Source organism: Ensifer sp. Root142 (assembly GCF_001426785.1).
GTDB classification, from domain to species: domain Bacteria; phylum Pseudomonadota; class Alphaproteobacteria; order Rhizobiales; family Rhizobiaceae; genus Ensifer; species Ensifer canadensis.
Map to the genome: position 1 here is coordinate 81,477 of NZ_LMFK01000048.1, position 23,530 is coordinate 105,006.

Annotated in this window: 19 protein-coding genes; 5 read left to right on the plus strand and 14 right to left on the minus strand. The window is 62.2% G+C overall.

From position 1 onward, the window contains the following. Positions 1-173: 173 nt before the first annotated feature. Positions 174-827 carry a histidine phosphotransferase family protein gene (locus ASD52_RS33995; RefSeq protein WP_025424708.1) on the minus strand — a complete coding sequence of 218 codons (654 nt, stop codon included), beginning with the start codon at positions 825-827 and terminating at the stop codon, positions 174-176. A gap of 277 nt (positions 828-1,104) precedes the next feature. Here ASD52_RS33995 and ASD52_RS34000 point away from each other — a divergent pair, with 277 nt between their 5' ends. Next, positions 1,105-1,692 (plus strand): EipA family protein, encoded by a 588-nt coding sequence (locus ASD52_RS34000; RefSeq protein ID WP_025424709.1) that lies wholly within the window; start codon positions 1,105-1,107, stop codon positions 1,690-1,692. Between the two features lie 261 nt (positions 1,693-1,953). Then, a complete protein-coding gene (locus ASD52_RS34005; protein ID WP_025424710.1) occupies positions 1,954-3,135 on the plus strand; it encodes a hypothetical protein in 1,182 nt (393 codons plus the stop codon). Between the two features lie 16 nt (positions 3,136-3,151). Here ASD52_RS34005 and ASD52_RS34010 read toward each other — a convergent pair whose 3' ends face one another. Both ASD52_RS34010 and ASD52_RS34015 read right to left on the minus strand, forming a co-directional pair. Then, positions 3,152-3,988, minus strand: a complete 837-nt coding sequence (locus ASD52_RS34010; RefSeq protein ID WP_057206589.1) for an RNA methyltransferase — start codon at positions 3,986-3,988, stop codon at positions 3,152-3,154. Between the two features lie 4 nt (positions 3,989-3,992). Continuing rightward, positions 3,993-4,376, minus strand: coding sequence for a hypothetical protein (locus tag ASD52_RS34015; protein ID WP_025424712.1), 384 nt, complete (start codon positions 4,374-4,376; stop codon positions 3,993-3,995). Between the two features lie 29 nt (positions 4,377-4,405). Between ASD52_RS34015 and ASD52_RS34020 the strand changes: the two genes are divergently transcribed. Further along, a complete protein-coding gene (locus ASD52_RS34020; RefSeq protein WP_057221564.1) occupies positions 4,406-5,434 on the plus strand; it encodes an RluA family pseudouridine synthase in 1,029 nt (342 codons plus the stop codon). A gap of 210 nt (positions 5,435-5,644) precedes the next feature. Continuing rightward, entirely contained in the window at positions 5,645-6,550 is a 906-nt protein-coding gene (rpoH, locus tag ASD52_RS34025; RefSeq protein ID WP_025424714.1) for an RNA polymerase sigma factor RpoH, read from the plus strand. 87 nt (positions 6,551-6,637) lie between these two features. On the opposite strand, the gene ASD52_RS34030 is transcribed toward rpoH, so the two are convergent. Continuing rightward, complete coding sequence (locus ASD52_RS34030; RefSeq protein WP_057226558.1) at positions 6,638-8,902, minus strand: hypothetical protein; 2,265 nt, start codon at positions 8,900-8,902, stop codon at positions 6,638-6,640. Positions 8,903-8,965: 63 nt separating this feature from the next. Next, positions 8,966-10,264: an adenylosuccinate synthase gene (locus ASD52_RS34035; RefSeq protein ID WP_057206594.1), complete on the minus strand. Its 1,299-nt coding sequence runs from the start codon at positions 10,262-10,264 to the stop codon at positions 8,966-8,968. Between the two features lie 207 nt (positions 10,265-10,471). Between ASD52_RS34035 and ASD52_RS34040 the strand changes: the two genes are divergently transcribed. Further along, positions 10,472-11,356 (plus strand): DMT family transporter, encoded by an 885-nt coding sequence (locus ASD52_RS34040; RefSeq protein ID WP_057206595.1) that lies wholly within the window; start codon positions 10,472-10,474, stop codon positions 11,354-11,356. Between the two features lie 51 nt (positions 11,357-11,407). Here ASD52_RS34040 and ASD52_RS34045 read toward each other — a convergent pair whose 3' ends face one another. The 9 genes from ASD52_RS34045 to ybgF all read right to left on the minus strand — a co-directional run bounded on the left by ASD52_RS34045 (position 11,408) and on the right by ybgF (position 23,380). After that, positions 11,408-11,914, minus strand: a complete 507-nt coding sequence (locus ASD52_RS34045; protein WP_057206642.1) for a GNAT family N-acetyltransferase — start codon at positions 11,912-11,914, stop codon at positions 11,408-11,410. 192 nt (positions 11,915-12,106) lie between these two features. Continuing rightward, positions 12,107-13,702, minus strand: coding sequence for a phosphoglycerate dehydrogenase (serA, locus tag ASD52_RS34050; RefSeq protein ID WP_057217916.1), 1,596 nt, complete (start codon positions 13,700-13,702; stop codon positions 12,107-12,109). An 85-nt stretch (positions 13,703-13,787) separates the two neighbouring features. After that, a complete protein-coding gene (locus tag ASD52_RS34055) occupies positions 13,788-14,966 on the minus strand; it encodes a phosphoserine transaminase (protein ID WP_057226560.1) in 1,179 nt (392 codons plus the stop codon). Positions 14,967-15,130: 164 nt separating this feature from the next. After that, on the minus strand, positions 15,131-15,964 hold the full coding sequence (locus ASD52_RS34060; protein WP_057226597.1) for an outer membrane protein: 834 nt from the start codon (positions 15,962-15,964) through the stop codon (positions 15,131-15,133). Between the two features lie 190 nt (positions 15,965-16,154). Then, a complete protein-coding gene (locus ASD52_RS34065) occupies positions 16,155-16,973 on the minus strand; it encodes an outer membrane protein (RefSeq protein WP_057206601.1) in 819 nt (272 codons plus the stop codon). Positions 16,974-17,203: 230 nt separating this feature from the next. Then, positions 17,204-18,556 (minus strand): phosphoglucosamine mutase, encoded by a 1,353-nt coding sequence (gene glmM, locus ASD52_RS34070; protein ID WP_025424723.1) that lies wholly within the window; start codon positions 18,554-18,556, stop codon positions 17,204-17,206. A 418-nt stretch (positions 18,557-18,974) separates the two neighbouring features. After that, on the minus strand, positions 18,975-20,918 hold the full coding sequence (gene ftsH, locus ASD52_RS34075) for an ATP-dependent zinc metalloprotease FtsH (protein ID WP_025424724.1): 1,944 nt from the start codon (positions 20,916-20,918) through the stop codon (positions 18,975-18,977). A gap of 100 nt (positions 20,919-21,018) precedes the next feature. Further along, complete coding sequence (tilS, locus tag ASD52_RS34080; protein ID WP_025424725.1) at positions 21,019-22,359, minus strand: tRNA lysidine(34) synthetase TilS; 1,341 nt, start codon at positions 22,357-22,359, stop codon at positions 21,019-21,021. Continuing rightward, positions 22,349-23,380: a tol-pal system protein YbgF gene (gene ybgF / locus ASD52_RS34085; RefSeq protein ID WP_025424726.1), complete on the minus strand. Its 1,032-nt coding sequence runs from the start codon at positions 23,378-23,380 to the stop codon at positions 22,349-22,351. The genes tilS and ybgF overlap by 11 nt, the downstream gene beginning before the upstream one ends. Positions 23,381-23,530: the final 150 nt, after the last annotated feature.

The following is a 23,530-nucleotide window of genomic DNA, read 5'->3' on the forward strand; positions in this document are numbered from 1 at the left end:
TAACACAGGCTTTCCGAAGCGTTTTAAAGCGCTGAAAACATTAATGTTTTGAGCGGACCGGTCAAAAGCCGGCAAAAGCAGGCGCTCAATCGGTGGCCACGCAAATATCCGGCGCGGGGGCCATCACCACACCGCGCCGGACATGTATCAAAACAGCAAAGGCAGCGCCGGACTTAGGCGTCGGCCGGCTTCATACGCGCCGTGAAGATGATCTCTTCGCCGGTCGAAACCACATCGATCGTCATGCCCGCTTCCTCGCCGAGCAGCACCGTGTAGTAGGGCTGGATCGAATGCGCATCGACCGCCTCTTCCGGCGTGCCGGACAGAAGTTCGACCAGACGCGGCGGCACGCGCATCATCCGGCCCTTGCAGGCCAGCGTGAACACCGCGTCGAGTTCGGGATTTTCGAGCGTGATGTCGATGACGCCACCGCGCGGGATCGCCCCATAGGCAATGAGGAAGAGGTTGAGGAGCAGCTTGACCCGGTTCTTGGCGATGATGGCGCGCGGCCCGTGCCAGTTGACCTCGGTCTTCTTCTCGGCGGCGGCAAAGTCCTTGGCCGCCTTTTCCGCTTCGCCTGTGTCGATCGACGCGCCGACCGAGCCGGAGGCGCCGAAGGCGAGACGGGCGAACTTCAGGCGGACGGACGCATTGAGAGCGCTGGTGCGGATGAGGTCCATGGCGTCGGCATCGGCGCCGCCCTCGTCCAGAAGTTCCAGGCCATTGTTGATGGCGCCGACCGGCGAGATGATGTCGTGGCAAACCCGGCTGCACAGAAGCGCGGCCAGATCGGGTCCCGTCAATGTCAGGTTCGGATTCGTTGCCATCGTCTTTCCTTGTTCGGTTCCATCGGCATGCGGACATGAGGCACGCGCTCGGGCAGAGCCGGTAAAGCCTCAGGCGCTAAGACGCAAGCCATGGGCTGCCCGGCGCAGCCGTTCATCAGTGGATCATAATGACACCACATTTGGTAAACCGATTGTTAAGACCATCGGTTCAAATTGCAGGGAAATGGTCCAGACCCCCGCTGGCCGCGCCGTCACAGGCGATGCCGGCCATAGCAAACCCGCAAGCGAGTGATTTTCGCGCCTGACGGAGGAAACGATGCAGCAGATCATGAAGGCAGCCACGATGGCCAGCCGCGCTATCCTGGCGACGATGTTCCTGATGGCCGGCGCCATATCCGCCGCCCATGCCCAGCAGGCGAATAGTCAATATTCGATGCAGGAGATCGTCGATGCCGGTCACGGCTTCTTCGGCGAAACCTCGGGCGGCCTCGCCAAGGTGGTGGAGCGCGCCTTCGAACGTTACGGCCTGCCGAACGGTTATATCCTCGGACAGGAAGGTTCCGGCGCCTTCATCGCTGGCCTGACCTACGGGGAAGGCGAACTCAACACCAAGAATGCCGGCCAGCACAACGTCTTCTGGCAGGGCCCGTCACTCGGCATCGACTGGGGCGGACAGGGCAGCCGCACGATGATGCTGGTCTACAACCTTCCGAGCGTGCCATCCCTCTACAAGCGGTTTGGCGGCGTCTCCGGTTCGGCCTATGTCGTGGCCGGCGTCGGCATGACGGTGCTCACCGACGAACACATCGTCGTCGTCCCGATCCGCACCGGCATCGGCGCCCGGCTCGGGGTCAATGTCGGCTATCTCAAGATGACGCAGAACCCGACCTGGAACCCCTTCTGACCTAACTGCATGTTTTCTTGAATCCTATTCGATTTAAGGAAAAAACATGCAGCAATTTAAAGTGCTACAGCGACCTTTGCGCGTCTAACAAGACGCGCGGCGCTGTAGATGGCGGGTGCGCTTTGGCGAAATCCCGCGTCAAATACTTGCAGCGCACGAAACGTCATGTTTAGTGCAGGAAAGTAACATCAAGCGCCTTGCTCTGACTATGATGGTCGGGCGGGGCGTTTGCTTCCGGTCCAGCTTTGAAACGGCCAGCTCGTGATTGAATTCTCGCTCCTCTTTGCCCTGGGCTTCCTGACGGCGATCATCATCGGCCTTCTCGTCGCGCCGGCCATTCACCGCCGCATCGTGCGCTTTGCCGAGGATCGCCTGAAAGCGACCATGCCGCTCAGCCCCCAGGAAGTGCGCGCCCAGAAAGATGCCGCCCGCGCCACCTTTGCCGCCGAGAACGCCCGCACGCAGCAAGCCCTGAAGCGCGAGCGCGACAAGGGCGTGTCGCTGATGCTCAACAACGAGAAGACACTGCAGGAGGCGCGCCGCCTGAACGGCGAGAATGCCGATCTGCATTCCCAGCTTGCCGACATGAACGTCGAAGCCGCCGACATGCGCTCGGCGATCCGACAGTTCGAGCAGCGACTGGAGCGCATGAAGGTTTCGCTCGAAACCGTCGAGCGCGACAACGCCGGCAAGGCGGAAACGATCAAGACTCTGACCAATCAGTTGGCGCAACAGGCCGCCGCCATCGACAATCTGCGCCTCGACCTTGCCGCCGGCGAGACAGAGGCCGAAAACCTCAAGAGCCGCGTCGCGACGCTCCGCGACGAGCGCGATGCGCTGCGTGCAGATCTGAAGACGGAAAGCGCGCATGCCAAGGAAATGGAGCTGCGTCTTGCCCGTGACGAGAGCCGCCTGCAGCGACTGGAAGACAAGCTTTCGCGGGAACTGGCTGCAGGCGCCGATCGCGAAAGCGCGCTCGAGCGACGCGCCGATGAAATCGAACGACTGAAGACCAAGGTGAAAGACGTGAACCAGGACATGCGGGATGCCGCCAAGGTGTTGCGCGCGGCAGGTATCGCCTTCCCAGCGCGCAAGGACCGTCGCGCAAGCGGCAGCGAGCCGTCGGAGGGCGTTGCCGCGCACCCTGCGCAGCCCATCGAGCAACCGGGCGTGCCGCCGCTGGAAACTGCGGCGCTTTCGCATGAACTCAAGAACCGTGCGGCCGCCGTGTCGGAACGATTGACCAATTCCAAGACGACCGCCCATGACGATGCCTTGCGCGAGGAAGTGGCGGAAATTGCCGCCGGCATGGTGGCTCTGACGGCAACGCGCGAGGGCGCCGCCTCGCCGATCCTCAGCCTGCTCGCGGGTGACGAAAACAACGATGCTGCCGGCCGCAAGAGCCTGGCAAAGCGGGCAAAGGAAATCCTGCCGAAGGAATAGGCACTTTCTGTGCGCGTCAGATCCGGTCGTTGATCAAGGCGACCTGATGCAGCGCGATGCCGGCTGCCATCGAGACATTGAGGCTGTCGAGCCCGGGCCGCTGGCGAATGCGGGCGGTGCGTACGGATTTCAGGATGGCCGGCGGCAGCCCCTCACCTTCCGTTCCGACGAGCAAGGCAGTGCGCCTGGCCGGCGGTATTCCGCCGATGTCGGTTTCGCCGGCCGGCGACAGCCCCCAGATCGCAAAGCCCTCGGCCTGCAGCCGTTCGATCAGCGACGCCGCCGACCCTTCGCGCGCAAACGGCACCGTCAGCACCGAACCGACGGAAACACGGATCGCCTTCCGGTACATCGGATCGCAGCTCGTCTCATCCATCAGCACCGCATCGACGCCGAAGGCCGCGGCATTGCGAAACAGCGAACCCATATTGTCATGGTTGGAGATGCCACAGGCTGCGAGGACCAGGCTTGAAGCGGGAAGCGAGGCAAGCAGCGTGTCCCGGCCGACAATGCCGTCACGGCGCCCAAGTGCCAGCACACCACGGTGCATGTTGAAACCGGCGATCGCGTCGAACACCGGTGCCGCCGCCACATAGACGGGCACGTCAGCGGGAAATTCCGCCAGAATGGCCTCCACGCCGGCCACACGGCTTTCGAGAAGCAGGATGGCCTCGGCGCCAAGCCCGCTGTTGGAGCGATGCGCCGCCGCCAGCATGCGCAGCACCACCGTGCCTTCAGCGATGAAACGCCCCTGTCGGCCCGTCAGGTCGCGCTCCTTGATCGACACGAAGCCGGCGATGCGCGGATCTGCCGGATCATCGATGCGGATCGGAGGCGAGGCGCTTGAGCTCATACCGTCAGTTGGTCCTGACGGTGATGTCGGCCACGATGCGGCCGGCGGCGATATCGAAAACGATGGCGCGCGGCTCGGCGCCGGGCAGATTGCCGTAGAAAAGCACCTGCGAGCCCGACAGCGCGACGTTGGTCACCGTGAAGCCGGCCGGGAGGGCGGCAACCGCATTGACCGGCGCCTCGCTCGGAACGGCGATGGCTGCGGATTGCGCCTGCGCCTTTTCGTCCGTGCGGGTCAGCTTGTAGACAATCGTTCCGAGGACAGCCATAAGCATGACCAACATCACGCCTGCCGAGACGAGTTGCAGCCGCACCATCTTGCGGCGAACATTCTCCATCGCCGGGTCTAGCGGCTTGTCTTCCTGGTCATCGGGCGCGGTCGCGGTCATGATTGGCCTTTTATCGGAATTAAAACGGAATGAACGACCCCTTTAAACAAGCAGCAGCCAATAGGAAAGTCCTGACGGCGGGCGAGGACGCCGCAGGGCGGCTCGATTCCTTCCTGACCGAGGCACTTTCGGGCGAGTTTTCCCGCAACCGGATCAAGAGCCTGATCGAGCAGGGTGCTGTTTCGATCAACGGCAAGCTGGTGACCGAACCGAAGAAGAAGGTCCAGCCGGGCGACCATTTCGAGATCGACCTGCCCGAGCCGGAAGATCCGGAGCCGAAGGGCGAGGATATCCCGCTCGACGTGCTCTATGAGGACGACCACCTTATCGTCCTGTGCAAGCCGGCAGGGCTTGTCGTTCATCCCGGCGCCGGCAATTGGACGGGCACGCTGGTCAATGCTCTCATCCACCATTGCGGCAACAGCCTCTCGGGCATCGGCGGCGTCAAGCGGCCCGGTATCGTCCACCGCCTCGACAAGGAAACGAGCGGGGTCATGGTCGTCGCCAAGAACGACGCCGCCCATCGCCATCTGTCAGACCAGTTTGCCGATCACGGCCGCACCGGCCCGCTCGAGCGTGCCTACCGGGCCGTCGTCTGGGGCCGTCCGCGCCAGTTGAAGGGCACCATCGACGCCCCTCTTGGCCGTGCGGGAGACCGCACCAAGCGCGCCGTAAAACGCGAGGACAGCGACGACGCCCGCGAAGCGATTACCCATTACGAGGTCGTCGAGCGTTATCTGGAAAAGCCCGACGGCACCAGCCTGGCATCGACGGTGGAATGCCACCTCGAAACCGGTCGCACCCACCAGATCCGCGTGCACATGGCTCATATCGGCCATCCGCTGATCGGCGACCCGGAATATGGCGCGGCCTTCCGCACCAAGGCCAACCTCCTGCCGGAGGCGGCAAAGTCCGTGGTCAGCCAATTCCACCGCCAGGCCCTGCATGCCTTCATGCTGCAGTTCGAACATCCGTCGACCGGCGAGACCATGCACTTCGAGGCCCCGGTGCCTGACGACATGGCGGCCCTGGTCGAGGCCCTGCGTGGCGGAACGTAACGCCACCTCTTGAATTTCGGCCGCAGGATTCCAATTTTAACTGCGCCTCTATTCGTGATCTGTCTTGCCTCCGGCGTCACATGTTAGTGAAACCGGACTCCTTGAATCATGCTTTCGCCGTACTTATTTTGTAGCCTCGTGGGGTCTTGACGAAGACCCACATGCCCGGCCTGCCGCCCGGAGGCCGGAGACTATAAAGGGGGGTGCTTCATGGCCCGAAACAATTTGCCGTCCATTGCCGCTGGTGAAGGCGGCCTCAATCGTTATCTCGACGAAATCCGCAAATTTCCCATGCTCGAGCCGCAGGAAGAGTACATGCTCGCCAAGCGGTATCAGGAGCATGACGACCGCAACGCCGCTCACAAGCTCGTCACCAGCCACCTGCGCCTCGTCGCCAAGATCGCGATGGGTTATCGCGGCTACGGCCTGCCGATCGGCGAAGTCGTGTCTGAAGGCAACGTCGGCCTGATGCAGGCCGTCAAGAAGTTCGAGCCCGATCGCGGCTTCCGCCTGGCGACCTATGCCATGTGGTGGATCAAGGCCGCCATCCAGGAATACATTCTGCGCTCCTGGTCGCTGGTCAAGATGGGTACGACCGCCAACCAGAAGCGGCTGTTCTTCAACCTGCGTCGACTCAAGGGCAAGATCCAGGCGCTCGATGAAGGCGACCTGAAGCCCGAGCACGTCAAGGAAATCGCCACGACCCTGAAGGTCAGCGAGGACGAGGTCATCTCGATGAACCGTCGCCTGTCCGGCGATGCTTCGCTGAACGCGCCGATCAAGGCGAGCGAAGGCGAATCCGGACAATGGCAGGATTGGCTCGTCGACGACCACGACAATCAGGAACAGATCCTGATCGAGCAGGACGAGTTGGACAGCCGCAAGGCCTTGCTCGCCAACGCGATGAAGGTGCTCAACGATCGTGAACGCCGCATCTTCGAGGCGCGCCGCCTTACCGAAGATCCGTTGACGCTCGAAGACCTGTCGACCGAGTTCGATATCAGCCGCGAGCGCGTGCGCCAGATCGAAGTCAGGGCCTTTGAAAAGGTCCAGGACGCCGTCCGCAAGGCGGCGTTGGAGAATGCCCAAGCCTTGCGCGTCGTCGAAGGCGCATAGGTCCGAGGCTTGGCATAACAGGAAACGAAAAAACCCGGCGAAGTTCTCGCCGGGTTTTTTGTTGTTCCTGCTTCAACTCGTCCGGCCCTATTGGCCTGTCGCTGCCGTATTGCCTGACGATCCCCAAGCGCGCATCGCCTGGCTGAAGGCTTCGTTGCCACTCTGGCCCTTTTCAAGCGTCAGCAAGGCGCGGCGACCGTTGCGGTATGTCAGCGGGATATCGATCCAGCCGCGGCTGCGCAGCAGTTCGGTATTGCTGCCAACCGCTTCGGCGAAGTCGTTGAGCGCGATCATGTGGAAGTCGTCGGTGATCTTGGCGGGTACCGCGATCAGCGCATCGCCACGATCCTGCTCCGTCCGCTTCATCGAAACGCGCTGCACACCGTCGATGGCGCCGCCTTCGAAGTTCTGCGGCAGCGAGAACACGAACTCGATCACGTGGCTTGCCGGCAGGGACGGATCCGCATTGCGCTTGATCGTCATCAGCGCCGTCAACCCGCGGTCCGGCACGGTGATCTGAGCCTGGATTGCCGGTTCCGGCTTGGCGTCGCCACCCGGAGACTCCTCCTTGACCGACCAGGCGACAGTTCCCGGAATGGCGGTCGGAGAGGATTGGCCAAGCCGCTCTTCGTAGAGGAACATCTTTTCGCCGTTGGCAACCGCAACATCCGGCTGTGCCGGCTGAGCGCCGGGTTGCAGACCTGTACCAGGCGTTCCGGCGTCGGTACCAGGCGTACCGGCCGCTTCTTCCTGCGGTTTTCCGGCTTCGGTCTGCGGTGCGACCGACTTGCCTTCCTGCGCGGCACTTTCACCGTTCAAGACAGCCGGGCCGGCATCGGTTTCCGAGCCATCGGCAAGCAGGCGCTGGGTAAATTTCGTCGACGTGTTGTCCGGAACAGCCGTGTCGTCATGCGCGCCGGGCTGTTGCGTCACGGTCTCGCCGGTCGGCGCCGGGGGCGTGCTCTGCTGTTCCGCCGGCGTCTCACCCTTGCCGGAAACGGCCGACGTTATCGAAGCGACCATGCCGGAAATCCAGGCATTGCCCGCCTCCCGGTTCTGCCAATAGGCAAATCCGCCGCCACCGAGCACGAGCAAAAAGCCGGCGGCGATCACCAGGCGCTTGACGCTGAAGCGCGAAGGCTTTGGCGTCGTGCTATACGAAGTCGGCCGCGCCGGCATCTCGATGCCGCGATCGATATCCTTGGCCGTTGCCGCTCCCGCACCTGCCGCCGTCGCACCGCCTTCAAGACCCAGAAGATCGTCAATGTGATCCCAGGCCGTACCCGCGCGCTCCTGCTGGCTTGCGGATTCCGCCGAGTTTGCGGCCGGCGTTAGCGATGTCTTTTCGACCGGCCACGACCAATCGGAAATTTCGGCGTCGCTGGCCTTTTGAGCGGGGCGCTCGGTGATCGAGGCAAACGGATCGTCGTCGTCGAACGACCAGGAACGGCTGGCATCTGCTTTCGGCGCCACCGGCTCTATTTCGACAGGCTTTTCCTCGACGGGATGCATGCCGAGCAACTCAGGTGCACCGGCATCGTCGACCCCGTCGTCCGGCTTCGCGTCCAGCGAGGCAGGTGCAGGCTTCGTGTCGTCCCAGTCCGGCAGTTCCCATTCCGAACGCGCTGACGTTTCCGAAGCAGGCTCGACAGCGGGCGCATCCCAGATCGCTTCCTGCACCGATTCGGGCTCAGGCTCGATGGCCGGGGCAACCGGCGCGTGGTCAAAGACCTCTTCAGCGGCAGGCTCGGCGGATGCGACGATTTTCTCATCATGCGCGTGTGCGTCGGCCGGCTGCTCGTCCTCGACCGGCGGCTGCCAAGTCGGCTCGGCCTGCTCTTCGACGGCTTCGGCGTATTCGGCTGCTACCTCGACATATTCGGCCGGTGCTTCCGCGGGCACGGTCTCGGCATAGCTTTCCGTCTGCTCATCATGCTCGGCAACTGCGTCGGCGTAAGCAGGCTCGGCATCGCCGACAACGTCGTCTTGTGCCGGTTCTTCGGCTGCCGCCGTCACCGGCTCGCTTTCGGCCTGTTCGACCGGCGTCTCGACGACATCGCCCGGTTCCGGTTCCGCCTCAGCGGGCACGACCGCTTCCGCGACTTCAGCCTCGGGCTCGAACGCGTCGACCGCCGGCAGGGCCTCAGCATACTCGCTGTCGACCTCGCCGATCGCGTTTTCGAGTTTTGCCAACTGACGATTGATCATATCGTCCGACGGACGCGGATTCATATTTTCGAGTTGGCGACGCACGGCGGCGCGCGCCTTCTCGTAGACCTTATCCCGCATTTCCGGTGTGTTTTCCGACAGGCCGTCAACGGTCCTGCGAATAACTGCAACAAAATCCGCCATCAGAACTTTCTCATACGCTCAGGCATGTGTTTGCGATCACGACGCAATGTCAGTCCGCCGACACTAGTCCTCAAAGGGGTCCGTCACAAGTATTGTGTCGTCCCGCTCCGGGCTGGTCGAAAGAAGAGCCACCGGTGCACCGATGAGTTCCTCGACCTGGCGAACATACTTGATCGCCTGTGCCGGAAGATCTGCCCAGCTGCGTGCGCCGACAGTCGATTCCTTCCAGCCTTCAAGTGTAATATAGACTGGCTTTGCCGAAGCTTGCTGCGCCTGGCTTGCCGGAAGATGATCGATCTGCTGTCCGTCGAGAGTATATCCGACGCAAATCTTCAGTTCATCAAGGCCATCGAGCACGTCGAGCTTGGTCAGCGCGATGCCGGTGATGCCGTTGGCAGCGACCGACTGGCGCACGAGCGCAGCATCGAACCAGCCGCAGCGGCGCTTGCGTCCGGTAACGGTGCCGAATTCGTGGCCGCGCTCGCCGAGGAACTGGCCGATCTCGTCGTGCAGTTCGGTCGGGAACGGGCCCTCGCCGACGCGGGTCGTATAGGCCTTGGTGATACCGAGAATGTAGCCGAGCGAGCCCGGGCCCATGCCCGAACCGGCGGCGGCCTGACCTGCAACGGTGTTGGACGAGGTTACGAACGGATAGGTGCCATGATCGATGTCGAGAAGCGTGCCCTGCGCGCCTTCGAACAGGATGCGGGCGCCCTTGCGCCGCGCCTTGTCGAGCAGCACCCAGACGGTTTCCATGAACGGCAGTACCTTGTCGGCAACCGAAGACAGCTCGAGCATGATCGCGTCATGGCTGATTTCCGGTTCGCCGAGGCCACGCCGCAGCGCGTTGTGGTGCGTCAGCAGGCGATCGACCTTGGCCGGCAGGGTTTCGAGGTCGGCAAGGTCCATCACGCGGATCGCACGACGGCCGACCTTGTCTTCATAGGCCGGGCCGATGCCGCGGCGGGTGGTGCCGATCTTGGTGCCGCTGTTGGAGGCAGCGTCTTCGCGGAAGCCGTCGAGTTCGCGGTGCAGCGAAAGAATGAGCGTGGCGTTGTCGGCAACACGCAGGTTCTCCGGGGTGATCGTCACGCCCTGCTTGCCGAGCTTGTCGATTTCAGCGATCAGCGCATGCGGGTCGATGACCACGCCGTTGCCGATGACGGCGAGCTTGCCGGGACGCACGACGCCGGACGGAAGCAGCGACAGCTTGTAGCTGACGCCGTCGATCACCAGGGTATGGCCGGCGTTGTGACCGCCCTGAAAGCGCACGACGATATCCGCGCGTTCCGAGAGCCAATCTACAATCTTGCCTTTGCCTTCATCACCCCACTGGGATCCGACCACCACGACATTCGTCATAATTCTCTTCCTGTTGACGCGCGCAAGTAGGGTTGCGCTGTTCTCAAAACCCGCGCATCTATACTGTGTTGTCACCGGGAAAGCGACCCCGTTATGACGGGCGTTCCGCCCTTTTTGCATGACAAGCGCTGGATTTAGCGCCTATATCTTGCGTCTCTCCCGCCCTTGCGGCAATCAATCCCCGTCATCCCAGCAGGTTGCAGCATCGTGAATTCCAGGGCTTATTTCTATCTCTGCGTCACCGCACTCTTCTGGGGCGGCAATTCGGTCGCCGGAAAAATGGCCGTCGGACATGTCAGTCCGATGATGCTCACCACCCTTCGCTGGGTGTTTGCGCTTCTCATCATCCTGGTGCTAATGACGCCGCAGATCCGCCGCGATTGGCAGAAGATCAAGCAGCATTGGCTGCAGCTGCTGGCCTATGGCGTCATCGGTTTCACCACCTTCAACGCCCTGCTCTATTCTGCGCTGAAATATACCAGCGCGATCAACGCGGTCATCCTGCAGGCCGGCATCCCCATGCTGATCTTCCTGTTCAATTTCATGCTGTTTCGAACCCGCGCCTCGATCGCACAGGTGATCGGCTTCACCGTGACGCTGATCGGCGTGCTGATCACCGCCGCGCACGGCGACATCGCCAGCCTGCTGCAACTGGAGTTCAACTTCGGCGACGCCCTGATGATCGCCGCCTGCATCGTTTACGCCGCCTATACCGTGGCACTGCGCTGGAAGCCCACGATGCATTGGCAGAGTTTCATCGCCGCACCCGCCTTCGGCGCCCTGCTCAGCGCCATTCCACTGCTCTTCTGGGAGATCGGCAACGGCACGGCGATCTTTCCTGACACGACCGGCTGGATCATCGTGCTCTACGCCGCCATCTTCCCGTCATTGATGTCGCAGGTGCTCTATGTCCGCGGCGTCGAGATGATCGGCGCCAACCGTGCCGGGCTCTTCATCAATGCCATCCCGGTCTTCGGCACGCTGCTGTCGGTCATGCTGGTCGGCGAGACCTTCCACACCTTCCATTTCATCGCCCTGCTGCTTGTTCTCGGCGGCATCGCCATTGCCGAGAAGGGCCGCCCGAAACACTAATACCAACCCGCACGGATATTGACCTCTTCCGGCCGAGCCGGCGCCCCTCTTTCAGGCGAGCAACCGCTCCATGTAGAGCGCATCCTCGCCGTAGCTTGCAAGCTTGCTTGCCAGCCGCTCGTCCATGCGGACGGAAAACCCCTGCCGCTCCCAGAAGCCGCGCGAACCGTTGACCGACACCAGCGACATCGAGTGGTAGCCGTCCGACCGGGCGATATCGGCGAGCAGCGGCACGACGTTGCCCCCTGCCCCGGATCCACGGGTCTCAGGCAAAAGCGCCAGGTCGTGAATGTACCAGGTGTCGGCGGTTTCAGGGATCTCGCCGAGCACCGCGTTCAGCGCGGGCGGCGCACGGCGGATCCAGGGGTGGCTCAAGACATAGCCTTGAGTGACGCCGCCGACCTCCAGCATGAAGCAGCCCTCCGGGCTCAGTTCCAACCGATCGGCAAGCACGTGATCGTCCTCGGGGAATGCCTCGTGAACCACCAGCTGGATTTCGGAGACCGAAACGAGATCGGGAAGGCTGGCCTCGCGCCAGCGGAATGCCTGTCGTGTCATTGCCGTCATCAATGTTTCAAACCGAAAGAACGCACCGGTTTGCTCCGATGCGTTCCTGGTCATTCTCGAATTCAATCATCTGCCCGCCTTGGCGAGCGGGCCATTCGCCGGCGCATAGGTCACAAAATCATGGCCGATTTGCGCCCTTCAGCCTTGCGCACCAGGCGGTGCGCAAGGCTGCTGCATCGATGATCAATCGATGTTGAACACCAGCGGCTTTGCCTGGCGGATCGCGCCGTTGGCGCGCAGCTTGTCGAGCACGTCATCGGAAACCGGGCCGTCGACATAGAGCAACGCGATGGCGTCGCCGGCTTCCTTCTCGCGACCGAGCTGGAAGTTGGCGATGTTGACGCCGGCATCGCCGAGGGTCATGCCGATGAAGCCGATCATGCCGGGTACGTCGGTGTTGGTGATGTAGACCATGTGGCTGCCGACATCCGCATCAAGGTTGATGCCCTTGATCTGGATAAAGCGCGGCTTGCCGTCGGAGAACACCGTACCGGCGACCGAGCGGGTCTGGTTGGCGGTCTTGACCGTCAGCTTGATGTAGCCGTCGAAGACGCCGGTCTTGTCACGCTTGACCTCGGAAAGAATGACGCCCTTTTCCTTGATCATGATCGGAGCCGAAACCATGTTGACGTCGGCCACCTGCGGCCGGATGAGACCGGCGAGCACGGCACTGGTCAACGCCTTGGTGTTCATCGCTGCGGTCGCGCCATCGTAGAGGATCTCGATTTCCTTGATCGCGCTTTCCGTCACCTGCCCGACGAAGGCGCCAAGCACGTCGGCAAGCCGGATGAAGGGCTTGAGGATCGGGGCTTCTTCGGCGGTGATCGAGGGCATGTTGATGGCGTTGGAAACGGCACCCTTGACGAGATAGTCCGACATCTGTTCGGCGACCTGCAGGGCGACGTTTTCCTGTGCTTCCGTGGTCGACGCACCGAGATGCGGCGTGCAGACGACGTTCGCCAGGCCGAAGAGCGGGCTTTCCGTCGCAGGCTCGACCTCGAACACGTCAAAGCCGGCGCCGGCAACGTGGCCGGACTTGATCGCGTCGGCCAGCGCCTTCTCGTCGACGAGGCCGCCGCGGGCGCAGTTGATGATGCGCACGCCCGGCTTGGTCTTGGCCAGAGCTTCGGCATTGAGGATGCTGCGGGTCTTGTCCGTCAGCGGCACGTGCAGGGTGATGAAGTCGGCCTGGGCCAGCAGCTCGTCGAGCTCGACCTTGGTGACGCCCATTTCCTCGGCGCGCTCCTTCGACAGGAACGGGTCATAGGCAAGCACATGCATCTTGAGGCCGATGGCGCGCGAGCAGACGATCGAGCCGATGTTGCCGGCGCCGATGACGCCGAGCGTCTTGCCGGTGATTTCGACACCCATGAAGCGGGACTTCTCCCACTTGCCGGCCTGCGTCGAGGTGTCGGCGGCCGGAAGCTGGCGGGCAACGGCAAAAAGCAGCGCGATGGCGTGTTCGGCCGTGGTGATCGAATTGCCGAAGGGCGTGTTCATGACAATGATACCGCGGCGCGAAGCGGCCGGAATATCGACATTGTCGACGCCGATGCCGGCACGGCCAATGACCTTGAGATTGGTCGCAGCGGCGATCAGCTTCTCGGTCGCCTTGGTGGCCGAGCGAATGGCAAGACCGTCATAGTTGCCGATGATTTCGGCGAGCTTGTCCTTGTCCTTGCCGAGCTTCGGCTGGAAATCGACTTCAACGCCGCGGTCGCGGAAGATCTGGACGGCGGTTTCCGACAGTTCGTCGGATACGAGAACGCGAGGTGCCATGATGGCCTCCTTGAGAAGATCAGGTCTGAACGGGAATGCGGTACAAGGGCTTCGCTCCCCATCGAGAGCGAAGCAAACGCTTGGGTTAGGCCGCTGCCAGCGACAGCGTCGCCTTCTGGGTCTCAAAAGCCCAGGTCAGCCACGGCATCAGAGCTGCCATGTCGGATGCCTCAATCGTGGCACCGGCCCAAATTCTGAGACCGGACGGTGCATCGCGATAATGGCCGATGTCGAACGCGACACCTTCTTTTTCGAGCAGGGCGACAACGCCCTTGGCAAAGGCTGCCTGTCCATCCGCATCCAGTGCGGCGACGTCCGTGTCGACGATCTTCAGGCAGACCGACGTATTGGAGCGGGTTTCGTCCTTGACCGCCAGATTGGCGATCCAGCCGTTGGCTGCAACGAAGTCGAAGATCACCTTGGCATTGGCGTCGGCACGCGCCATCAGGCCCTTGAGCCCACCGACCTTCTCAGCCCAGACGAGCGCATCGATGTAGTCTTCGACGCAGAGCATCGACGGCGTGTTGATGGTCTCGCCGATGAAGATGCCTTCGATCAGCTTGCCGCCCGAGGTCATGCGGAAGATCTTCGGCAGCGGCCAGGCCGGCACGTAGGTCAAGAGGCGTTCGACGGCACGCGGCGAAAGAATGATGACGCCGTGCGCGCCCTCACCGCCCAGTACCTTCTGCCAGGAGAAGGTGACGACATCGAGCTTGGCGAAATCGAGGTTCTGCGCAAAGGCGGCCGACGTCGCGTCGCAGATGGTCAGACCCTTGCGGTCGGCGGGAATGAAGTCGGCGTTCGGAACGCGCACACCGGAGGTCGTGCCGTTCCAGGTGAAGACGACGTCACGGTCGAAATCGACCTTGGAGAGATCGGGAAGTTCGCCATAACCGGCTTCGAACTTGCGCACATCGGCGAGCTTCAGCTGCTTGACCACATCGGTCACCCAGCCGGCGCCGAAGCTTTCCCAGGCGACCATGTCGACGCCACGCTGGCCGAGCATCGACCAGAGTGCCATTTCGACGGCGCCGGTATCGGAAGCGGGCACGATGCCGATGCGGTAATCGGCCGGCACTTCAAGAATGTCACGGGTAAGATCGATGGCCTGCTTGAGCTTCGTCTTGCCGACCTTGGCGCGGTGCGAACGACCGAGCGGAGCGCCGGAGAGAGCATCGAGCGACCAACCGGGGCGCTTCGAGCATGGGCCAGAAGAAAAATGGGTGTTGTTCGGACGGATGTCCGGCTTGGCAGGCTTCGTCATGTGCTATCCTTCCAGATAGATAGCCCTTCGTTGGGGAAGGGTGTCCCGCCGTCGGAAATATTGCGGGTCCGGAAGGAAGTCAAGCGACTTGTGTCGCAATCGAGAATATTTATGGCGTCGCAGGCAATATCAGCAAAGATGGGGCTGCGCCTGCCGACCGATTGTTACCAGAACGAGAAACGCAGGCCCGCTCTGATCTCGTGACGGGAAAGTCCATTGTCGAAACCCTTTGCCCCGCTCGCACCCGCTAGCGCCTCGGCGCCGAAGCCGAACATCTCGCCGTCGCCGATATGCGAATAGCGGTAGCCGACATCGAGCTTCAGGCGATCGCTGAGGTCGTAGGAGACGCCGGCCATCAGCGCATAGGTGAAGCGCCAGCTGTCGCGACCATCAAATGAGGTTGTGGCCGGAGCGCCGGCACAGGCGCCGCCGCCGGCAACGCAGCTCTCGCTGGCAAAGGCGGTATTCCAACGCAGATTGGTCGCCCCGATACCGGCGCCGAGATAGGGCGTGAAGCCGGCGAGCGTTCCGAAGTCGACATAGGCGTTCGCCATCAGGCCCAGCGCGGAAAAATCCGCCGTCGCGGCAAAGGCGCAGGACGTGCCGGCACCCTGCCCCGCGCAGGGGCTTGCAGTAAGCGACGAGCCGTCGAAACGACCCTCGAAATAATCGGCCGTGAGGTCAGCGCGGAAAGTGTCGGTGATCTGGTAGCCGAGGCCGATGGTGCCCGAAAGCGGTTTATCGAAGCGTGCACCGTCGAACGGAATATTGCTGTAACCGGTCCCCAGATCGAAGGTGCGGTAGCTAGGATCGCCTTCGTCGCGCCAGCCGGCGTACCCGATGTCGCCGCGCAGGTAGAGGCCGCTGCTGCCGGTTGCTTCCTGGGCAATCGTGATTTCGGGGGCGTCGATCAGGGTCTCGTCTGCGGCAACTGCCGGACCGGAAAGCAACAGGCCGACACCGAACGCGGCTCCGCAGATCCCGTTTCGCCATTCCATGCCCATGCCCTTTCGCTGCCATTGCCATCGCCGAATAGGATCCACCCACCAGCTGCTTCGTTCAGCGTTAACTATTGCAGACAGAGGTTAACTCGCGGTTAACCATGCCCGTTAGGATTTGCGCAAAGCTTTGGGCGAAACGACAAAGGCCGCCCCGGGGGCGGCCTTCATGATTTCAGCGTCATATGTCTTACTTGTAGACGATCGGCTCCGGCTCGTAGGGAACCTCGCAGACATTGCCGAAGGAGTAGCGCAGACCAGCGCGTGCCTCGTGGATGTAGAAACCCTCGTCGAAGCCCGGGCCGCCGCCGTTGTTGTAGCCGAACATGTCGCCATCATCGACCTGGCGGAAGCGGTAGCCAACGTCTGCCTTGAGATTGCAGGTCAGGTCGATCGCAGTACCGGCCATGAGCGCGTAGGTGAAGCGCCAATCGCTCTCGCCACCGTGATCCGTCGTCGGGTCGCAATCTGCCGGATTGCTGACACTGCAGCTGGTGTTGCGCAGTCCGTCCCATTTCACGTGCGTGGCACCGATACCGGCACCGACATAGGGGGTGAAGGCGCCGTAGGTGCCGATGTCGACATAGGCGTTGGCCATCAAGCTCCAGGCGGAAACCGAGCTTGTGTCACTTGACACGCAGGGACCCGCGACGATCCCGCAGCCGCCTAAGGTCGAGCCGTTGAAGTCGCCACCGCCCCAGTAGTCGAGCGTGACGTCGGTGCGCAGATAGTTGTTGAACTGGTAACCGACACCGCCGCCAATGACCCAGGAGTCATCGATATCGGCCGAGGCGAACTCAGCGATAGAGCCGCCCGGGCCTCCCTGGTAGTAATTCGCGCCGCGCAGGTCGTTCCAGGCGTAGCCGACGTCGCCGCGCAGATACCAGCCGCTGGTCTGGATCACTGGCTCGACGATAGGCGCTTCGACAGGCGGTTGGTAAATGTCGGCAGCAAAAGCTGCGGTGCCGCTGAGCAAGACTGCAACAACGCCACTCAAAATTCTCTTCATGGCCCACTCCAATACATTCGGTTGCTTGGTGCACCATGAAAGTGGTGTCCAAATCCTGACGTTGGTTATGGATAATGAGGGGGAAAGGTTAAACTCCGATTAACTACAAACGTTTACCGTGTGCATTAAGGAACGTTAATACTCCGGGCTGCGGCAACTTGTTCTTTGGCGAGCAAAGAAAAGGCCGGTGATTGTCACCGGCCCTGGAGGAAACTTCTGAAGGTACGCTTTTAAGCAGCGTTACGCGCGCTGCCGATGACATTGATCAGCCCGTCGACGATCCGCTCGACCTGGCCGCGGTCATCGCCCTCGGCCATGACCCGGATCAAAGGCTCTGTACCCGACGGACGGATCAGCAGGCGGCCGGACTTGGCAAGCTCGGCTTCCGCATCGGCAATCGCCTGGCGCACGGCTGCATCCTCGAGCGGCTTGCCGGCGGACACGCGCACATTCTTCAAGACCTGTGGCACCGGCTCGAAACGGTGGCAGACCTCGCTCACCGGCTTGCCCAGGCGCTTGACGACCGCAAGGATCTGCAGGGCGGCCACGAGACCGTCACCGGTCGTGCCGAAGTCCGACAGCACGATGTGGCCGGACTGCTCGCCACCGACATTCAGGCCGTCCTGGCGCATCTGCTCGACAACGTAGCGGTCGCCGACCTTGGTGCGGCGCAGCTCGATACCACGGCCCTTGAGGTAACGCTCCAGCCCCAAGTTGGACATGACGGTTGCGGCGATCGCGCCGCCACGCAGCGTGCCATCCTCGGCCCAGCTGTCGGCGATAACAGCCATCAGTTGGTCGCCATCGATCACGGTGCCGTTCTCATCGACGATCAGAACCCGGTCGGCGTCGCCATCAAGCGCGATACCGATATCGGCGCGCACCTCATGCACCTTCCTGGAAAGGGCCGCCGGATGGGTCGAGCCGCAATCGAGGTTGATATTGACACCATTCGGCTCGGTCCCGATCGACACCACCTCGGCGCCGAGTTCCCAAAGCGCCTGGGGTGCAACCTTGTAGGCGGCGCCGTTGGCGCAATCGATGGCGATCCGCAGGCCCTGAAGGGTGACGTCGCGCGGCAAGGTGCGCTTGGCATGTTCGAGATAACGATAGATGTCGCCGTCGACGCGCTTGGCGCGGCCGATGTCTTCCGCCTTGGCGAGCTGGCCGGACAGATCCTGATCGAGCAGGGCTTCGATCTTGGCTTCGATATCGTCGGAGAGCTTGTAGCCATCAGGGCCGAACAGCTTGATGCCGTTGTCCTGGAACGGATTGTGCGACGCGGAAATCATCACGCCGATATCAGCGCGCAGCGAGCGCGTCAGCATGGCAACGCCGGGGGTCGGGATCGGTCCGAGCAGGAACACATCGAGACCCGCAGCCGTAAAGCCGGCGACCATGGCGTTTTCAAGCATGTAGCCGGAGAGGCGCGTGTCCTTGCCGATCACCACCCGGTGGCGATGGGCGCCATTGCGGAAGATCGTACCGACTGCAATGCCGACCCGCATGGCGAGGTCCGGCGTCATCGGAAAGATGTTGGACTGACCGCGGATACCGTCCGTGCCGAAATACTTGCGCTTCATAAGAACTCCATCGTTCTGCTGGGTCAATGCAGGCTTTGCCTGCTTCACCTGTCTGCGTGCTCCGCGACTGGGTTTCATTGACCAGACCTCATATCATTCCGGCTGTTACCGTGGCCCCCGCGACCTTGATGCCGAAGCAAAGGCCGAGAGTATTTCGTTTCTTCTTTGACACAAAACCAATGCAAACGGCAGCGACGATAGCATCAGAAATCATTACATCGCGTTACCAAGTGCAATCCTGCACATACAGCGCCGCGCGTCTTATTAGACGCGCAAAGGTCGCGGTAGCACTTCGAATTGCTGCATGTTTTTATCCTTAAATCGAATGCGATTTAAGGAAAACGTTGCAGTAGCAACAAAAAGCCGCCGCACCCTCCGGCGCGGCGGCTTCTGAGATAAGCGTCTGAAACCAAAACCGCTATTGCGGCTGCGGCTCGAACCCACCTTCGGATTCTTCGCCCTTGTTACCCGACGAACCCTCTTTCTTCACGCCAGCGGAAGGCACGGCGGAGCCGCGATGCGGCGGGGTGTCGTCGCCGAGGTCGCGCGCCGGCTTTTCGCCGCGGATCAGCGCTTTGATCTCTTCGCCAGTCAGGGTTTCGTATTCGAGCAGCCCTTCCGCCAAAGCCACGAACTCGTGGTTCTTGTCGGTGAGGATCTTGCGGGCGGTCTCGTAGGCCTCATCGATCAGACGACGGATTTCGTTGTCGATCTTCTGAGCGGTCGCTTCCGAAACGTTCTTCTGCTGCGCAACGGAGTGACCAAGGAAGACTTCCTGCTGGTTCTCGCCGTAGGAAACCTGGCCAAGCTGGTCGGAGAAGCCCCATTGCGTCACCATCGCACGAGCAAGCTTGGTCGCCTGCTCGATGTCGGACGAAGCGCCGGAGGTGATGTTCTCCTTGCCAAAAGTCAGTTCTTCGGCAACACGTCCGCCCATCATGATGGCGAGCCGCGAGACCATCCACTTGTAGCTCATGGAATAACGGTCGCCTTCCGGCAGCTGCATCACCATGCCAAGCGCCCGTCCACGCGGAATGATCGTCGCCTTGTGCAGCGGATCGGCCGAGGGAACGTTGAGCGCCAGGATTGCGTGTCCGGCTTCGTGGTAGGCGGTCAGCTTCTTTTCGGCTTCGGTCATGGCAGAGGAGCGGCGCTCCGCACCCATCATGATCTTGTCCTTGGCGTCTTCGAACTCGAGCATGGTGACGACGCGCTTGTTGCGGCGCGCAGCCATCAGGGCCGCTTCGTTGACGAGGTTCATCAGGTCGGCACCGGAAAAGCCGGGCGTGCCGCGGGCCAGAACCTTGAGGTCGACATTCGGCGCCAGCGGCACGTTGCGAACGTGCACCTTGAGGATGCGCTCGCGGCCGTTGATATCGGGGTTCGGCACCACGACCTGGCGGTCGAAACGGCCCGGACGCAGAAGGGCCGGATCGAGAACGTCGGGACGGTTGGTCGCCGCGATCAGGATGATGCCTTCATTGGCCTCAAAGCCGTCCATTTCGACCAGCAACTGGTTCAGCGTCTGCTCGCGTTCGTCGTTGCCGCCGCCGAGACCGGCGCCGCGATGGCGACCGACGGCGTCGATTTCGTCGATGAAGATGATGCAGGGCGCATTCTTCTTGGCCTGTTCGAACATGTCGCGCACACGGCTTGCGCCGACGCCGACGAACATTTCGACGAAGTCCGAACCGGAGATGGTGAAGAAGGGAACGTTGGCTTCGCCTGCGACCGAGCGGGCAAGCAGCGTCTTACCGGTACCGGGAGGGCCGACGAGCAGCACGCCGCGCGGAATACGTCCGCCGAGCCGCTGGAACTTCTGCGGGTCGCGCAGGAATTCGACGATTTCTTCCAGATCCTGCTTGGCTTCATCGACACCGGCAACGTCGTCAAAGGTGACGCGGCCATGCGCTTCCGTCAGAAGCTTGGCCTTGGATTTGCCAAAGCCCATGGCGCCTCGCGAACCGCCCTGCATCTGACGCATGAAGAACAGCCAGACGCCGAGGATCAAAAGCATTGGCAGCAGCGTGCCGATATAGCTCAGGAACCCGGAGGAGCCGTCGGTTTCCGGACGAACGGTCACCGTCACGTCCTTGGCTTCCAGACGCTCGGTGAGCGCGGTGTCAACCGAAGGTGCATAGGTCTGGAACGTCGCGCCGCTTTCAGAATAGCTGCCGATGACCTTGGAGCCAGTGATCACGACTTCCTTGACGCGGCTCGCATCGACGTCCTTGAGGAACTGCGAGAACGGAATCTCGCGCGAGCCGGTGCGCTCGGTCGGTTGCTGAAACATGCTAAACAGCGCGATCAGCAAAAGCGCTATGATTGCCCATAGGGCAAAATTACGAAAATTAGGGTTCATCGAACTCCCCGGAACCTGTCACGACCCGCACATTTCGCCGGGCCGCTTTCTTGCCCCTAACATAGGGTTCTGGCGACGCCTTGCCAAGGCAAACCGCCAACTACCGTTCCATTTCTGTCAACAGATCGTGAACCGGCGACCGAACATAGGGCTGACGCCCGAACAATCCGGCAATCATCTCCGCCATGATCAGGTCGAAACCCGGCAAAAAGGTGTCGTAGGGGCCTATGCGCGGCTCAACGTCGGTCTTCGCGACGCAATTGTCGTCTGTGGATACAACACAAGGCGCGGAAACCGACGCCCGCTTGGCAACGCCCGGTGGCAGTCCTGCGGCAATAAGTCTCTCCTGTTGCAGGCCGCCATCGTTGGTGGCGCCGATCTGCACCATGCCATTTCCGACATTTCGAACCGTAAAGCGGCCGTCCCAGATGCCGGCTTCGCCGGGCCTCAGCGCCAGAAGCCGCAGATCACGCGCCTCGCGATAGAGGTAAAGGCCGGTCGCACGCCTGTCGAACACGACGCGTCCCGCCGTCAGCCGTCCGGGTTCGTCCCGCTCGAGAAACGCCATCAGTCGCGTGACCGTTTCCGCGGCCAGTGGATGCGTCCTGCCACCGACGACGGCAGCCATCGCCAGAAGCGCGCGGCGGCAGTCGGCGTCGACGCATCCGGCGACAGCAGCGCCCGCAAAGCTCACCACGAGGTTTTCGTGAACGCGCGCATGAAGCTTCAGCCAGGCGGCGGCCCTTGCCGAGGAGCGCGCCCGCGACGCAGCATCCCATGCGGCAGCCACTTCGCCACCCGTTTCGGCGAGGCGCTCGCGGGTGCGCACACGCTCAAAGCGCATATTCATGTTGCTCGGATCGTCGAACCAGCCAACGCCCTCCGCGCTCAGAAAAGCGCGTATGTCGGCGCGGCGAAGGCCGAGAAACGGGCGCAACACCCAGAAGCGCCTGTCGTAGAGCGTTGCGCGGGCCATTCCGGCGCCACCGGGCCCCTGCCCACGCTCGGACCGCATCAGGATCGTCTCGCGCTGGTCATCGAGGGTGTGCCCGGTGACGATGCAGGTGGCCCCGAATTCATCGGCAGCGCTCGCCAGCAGTTGATAGCGCTCGTTGCGTGCCGCGGCCTGAATTCCCGCCGTCGGCTTGTGGCCGTCCCAGCGTTTGACCATATGTGCAATGCCGAGGCTGGCGCAGAAGGCGGCGATCGCCTCCGCTTCATCGGCGGAGCCGGGCCTCAGGGCATGGTCGACCGTGCAGGCGGCAAGGGAAAGGTCGGCTTTGCCGGTTGCCTCGATCGCCCGGTGCAGGGCAAGAAGCAGTCCCTTGGAATCGCTACCGCCTGAGACAGCTACGAGCAGTCGGGCGGGCCGATGGAAGAATGAAAGAAATCGTTTCGCCGTTTCGAGAACGGCCAGGTGCGCCGGCGTCTCAGCAGCCAAAGCGGCTTTGCTCGCTCGTCACCTTTGCGCGCACGGCCGGCGAGGCCTTCGGGTAGCGCTTGTTCACCTCGCGCAACGTGGCGCAGGCGGTTTCCTTGTTGTCGAGCGCGCCAAGCGACATGCCGAGTTTCAGCAGCATTTCCGGAGCCTTCGGCGATTTGGCGTGCGCCTGATGCGCATTCAGGAACGTCTTGGCGGCTTCGCTGTACTTGCCCTGCGAATACTGCGCTTCGCCCATCCAGAAGCTGGCATCGGCTGCCTTTTCGCCCTGCGGGAACACATCGAGATAGTCGCGGAACTCCTGTTCGGCGGTGCTGTAGTCGCCGGAAAGCACGTGCCCATAGGCCGACTGGTAGAGGTCGCCGGGGTTGTCCAGCGCTGCCGTCTGCCGCTGGCTATCCGGATTGGCGTTGAGCCCGCCATCGGTGCCCGGAAGTGCTACGCCGGGATCGACACCGGGAGGCGTGGCGTTGGCGCCAGGCTGTGCGTCTGTCGTCGTCGAAATCGGATTGCCGCTCTCGTCGAAGACGATCTGGCCGAGCGTCGTCGGCGGTGCCGCACCGGTCGTGCCCTGATTGGCACCCGATGCGGCCATGCCGGTGCCAGGATCGACAGGCGCCATCGTCTGGCTATCCGTCACCTGAGGGGTGACGGACGCCTGATCGCTGGACTTCGGCGTCTGCAATGCGCCGCTCTTCTTCGGGGAGGCCTTGCCGCTTTCCAGATCCTGGAAGCGGAACTCGTTGTCCTCCTGGAACTTCCGGATCTGCTCCTGCATCTGCAGGAGTTGGAAGCTCATTTCCTCGATACGCCCGTTGAGCGAGCGGATCTGTTCTTCAAGTTGGCCGACCCGTGTGGTTTCGGACGCCTGTACCTTCACGACGGGAAGACTGTGCGCCCCTGCCGTGTCGGCGTGTGTCGTTCGGGCCATGAGCCCGGAAAGCGGCATGGCGTTTACTGTCTGGCCCAGGCCCGAAAGGGCCGCGAGACCAAGCAGTCCAGCCACGACAAATTTCTTCATTTCATTTGTCCTGTTCGAATACCGGTTTTCCCACCCTGGAATCGGGGCCCGCAATACATCTCGCCGATTCATCTGGATGATTGCCGCACAGTTTTCCAATTACCCTGAAAAAGCAACGGAGTTCGGCCAAAGTGTGGTAAAAAAGCAAAG

Excerpts from the sequence above, each read along its gene's own strand:
- ASD52_RS33995 (WP_025424708.1), bottom strand. The coding sequence starts at position 827 with ATGGCAACGAATCCGAACCTGACATTGACGGGACCCGATCTGGCCGCG.
- ASD52_RS34000 (WP_025424709.1), top strand. The coding sequence starts at position 1,105 with ATGCAGCAGATCATGAAGGCAGCCACGATGGCCAGCCGCGCTATCCTG.
- ASD52_RS34010 (WP_057206589.1), bottom strand. The coding sequence starts at position 3,988 with ATGAGCTCAAGCGCCTCGCCTCCGATCCGCATCGATGATCCGGCAGAT.
- ASD52_RS34015 (WP_025424712.1), bottom strand. The coding sequence starts at position 4,376 with ATGACCGCGACCGCGCCCGATGACCAGGAAGACAAGCCGCTAGACCCG.
- ASD52_RS34020 (WP_057221564.1), top strand. The coding sequence starts at position 4,406 with ATGAACGACCCCTTTAAACAAGCAGCAGCCAATAGGAAAGTCCTGACG.
- rpoH (WP_025424714.1), top strand. The coding sequence starts at position 5,645 with ATGGCCCGAAACAATTTGCCGTCCATTGCCGCTGGTGAAGGCGGCCTC.
- ASD52_RS34030 (WP_057226558.1), bottom strand. The coding sequence starts at position 8,902 with ATGGCGGATTTTGTTGCAGTTATTCGCAGGACCGTTGACGGCCTGTCG.
- ASD52_RS34035 (WP_057206594.1), bottom strand. The coding sequence starts at position 10,264 with ATGACGAATGTCGTGGTGGTCGGATCCCAGTGGGGTGATGAAGGCAAA.
- ASD52_RS34045 (WP_057206642.1), bottom strand. The coding sequence starts at position 11,914 with ATGACACGACAGGCATTCCGCTGGCGCGAGGCCAGCCTTCCCGATCTC.
- serA (WP_057217916.1), bottom strand. The coding sequence starts at position 13,702 with ATGGCACCTCGCGTTCTCGTATCCGACGAACTGTCGGAAACCGCCGTC.
- ASD52_RS34055 (WP_057226560.1), bottom strand. The coding sequence starts at position 14,966 with ATGACGAAGCCTGCCAAGCCGGACATCCGTCCGAACAACACCCATTTT.
- ASD52_RS34060 (WP_057226597.1), bottom strand. The coding sequence starts at position 15,964 with ATGGAATGGCGAAACGGGATCTGCGGAGCCGCGTTCGGTGTCGGCCTG.
- ASD52_RS34065 (WP_057206601.1), bottom strand. The coding sequence starts at position 16,973 with ATGAAGAGAATTTTGAGTGGCGTTGTTGCAGTCTTGCTCAGCGGCACC.
- glmM (WP_025424723.1), bottom strand. The coding sequence starts at position 18,556 with ATGAAGCGCAAGTATTTCGGCACGGACGGTATCCGCGGTCAGTCCAAC.
- ftsH (WP_025424724.1), bottom strand. The coding sequence starts at position 20,918 with ATGAACCCTAATTTTCGTAATTTTGCCCTATGGGCAATCATAGCGCTT.
- ybgF (WP_025424726.1), bottom strand. The coding sequence starts at position 23,380 with ATGAAGAAATTTGTCGTGGCTGGACTGCTTGGTCTCGCGGCCCTTTCG.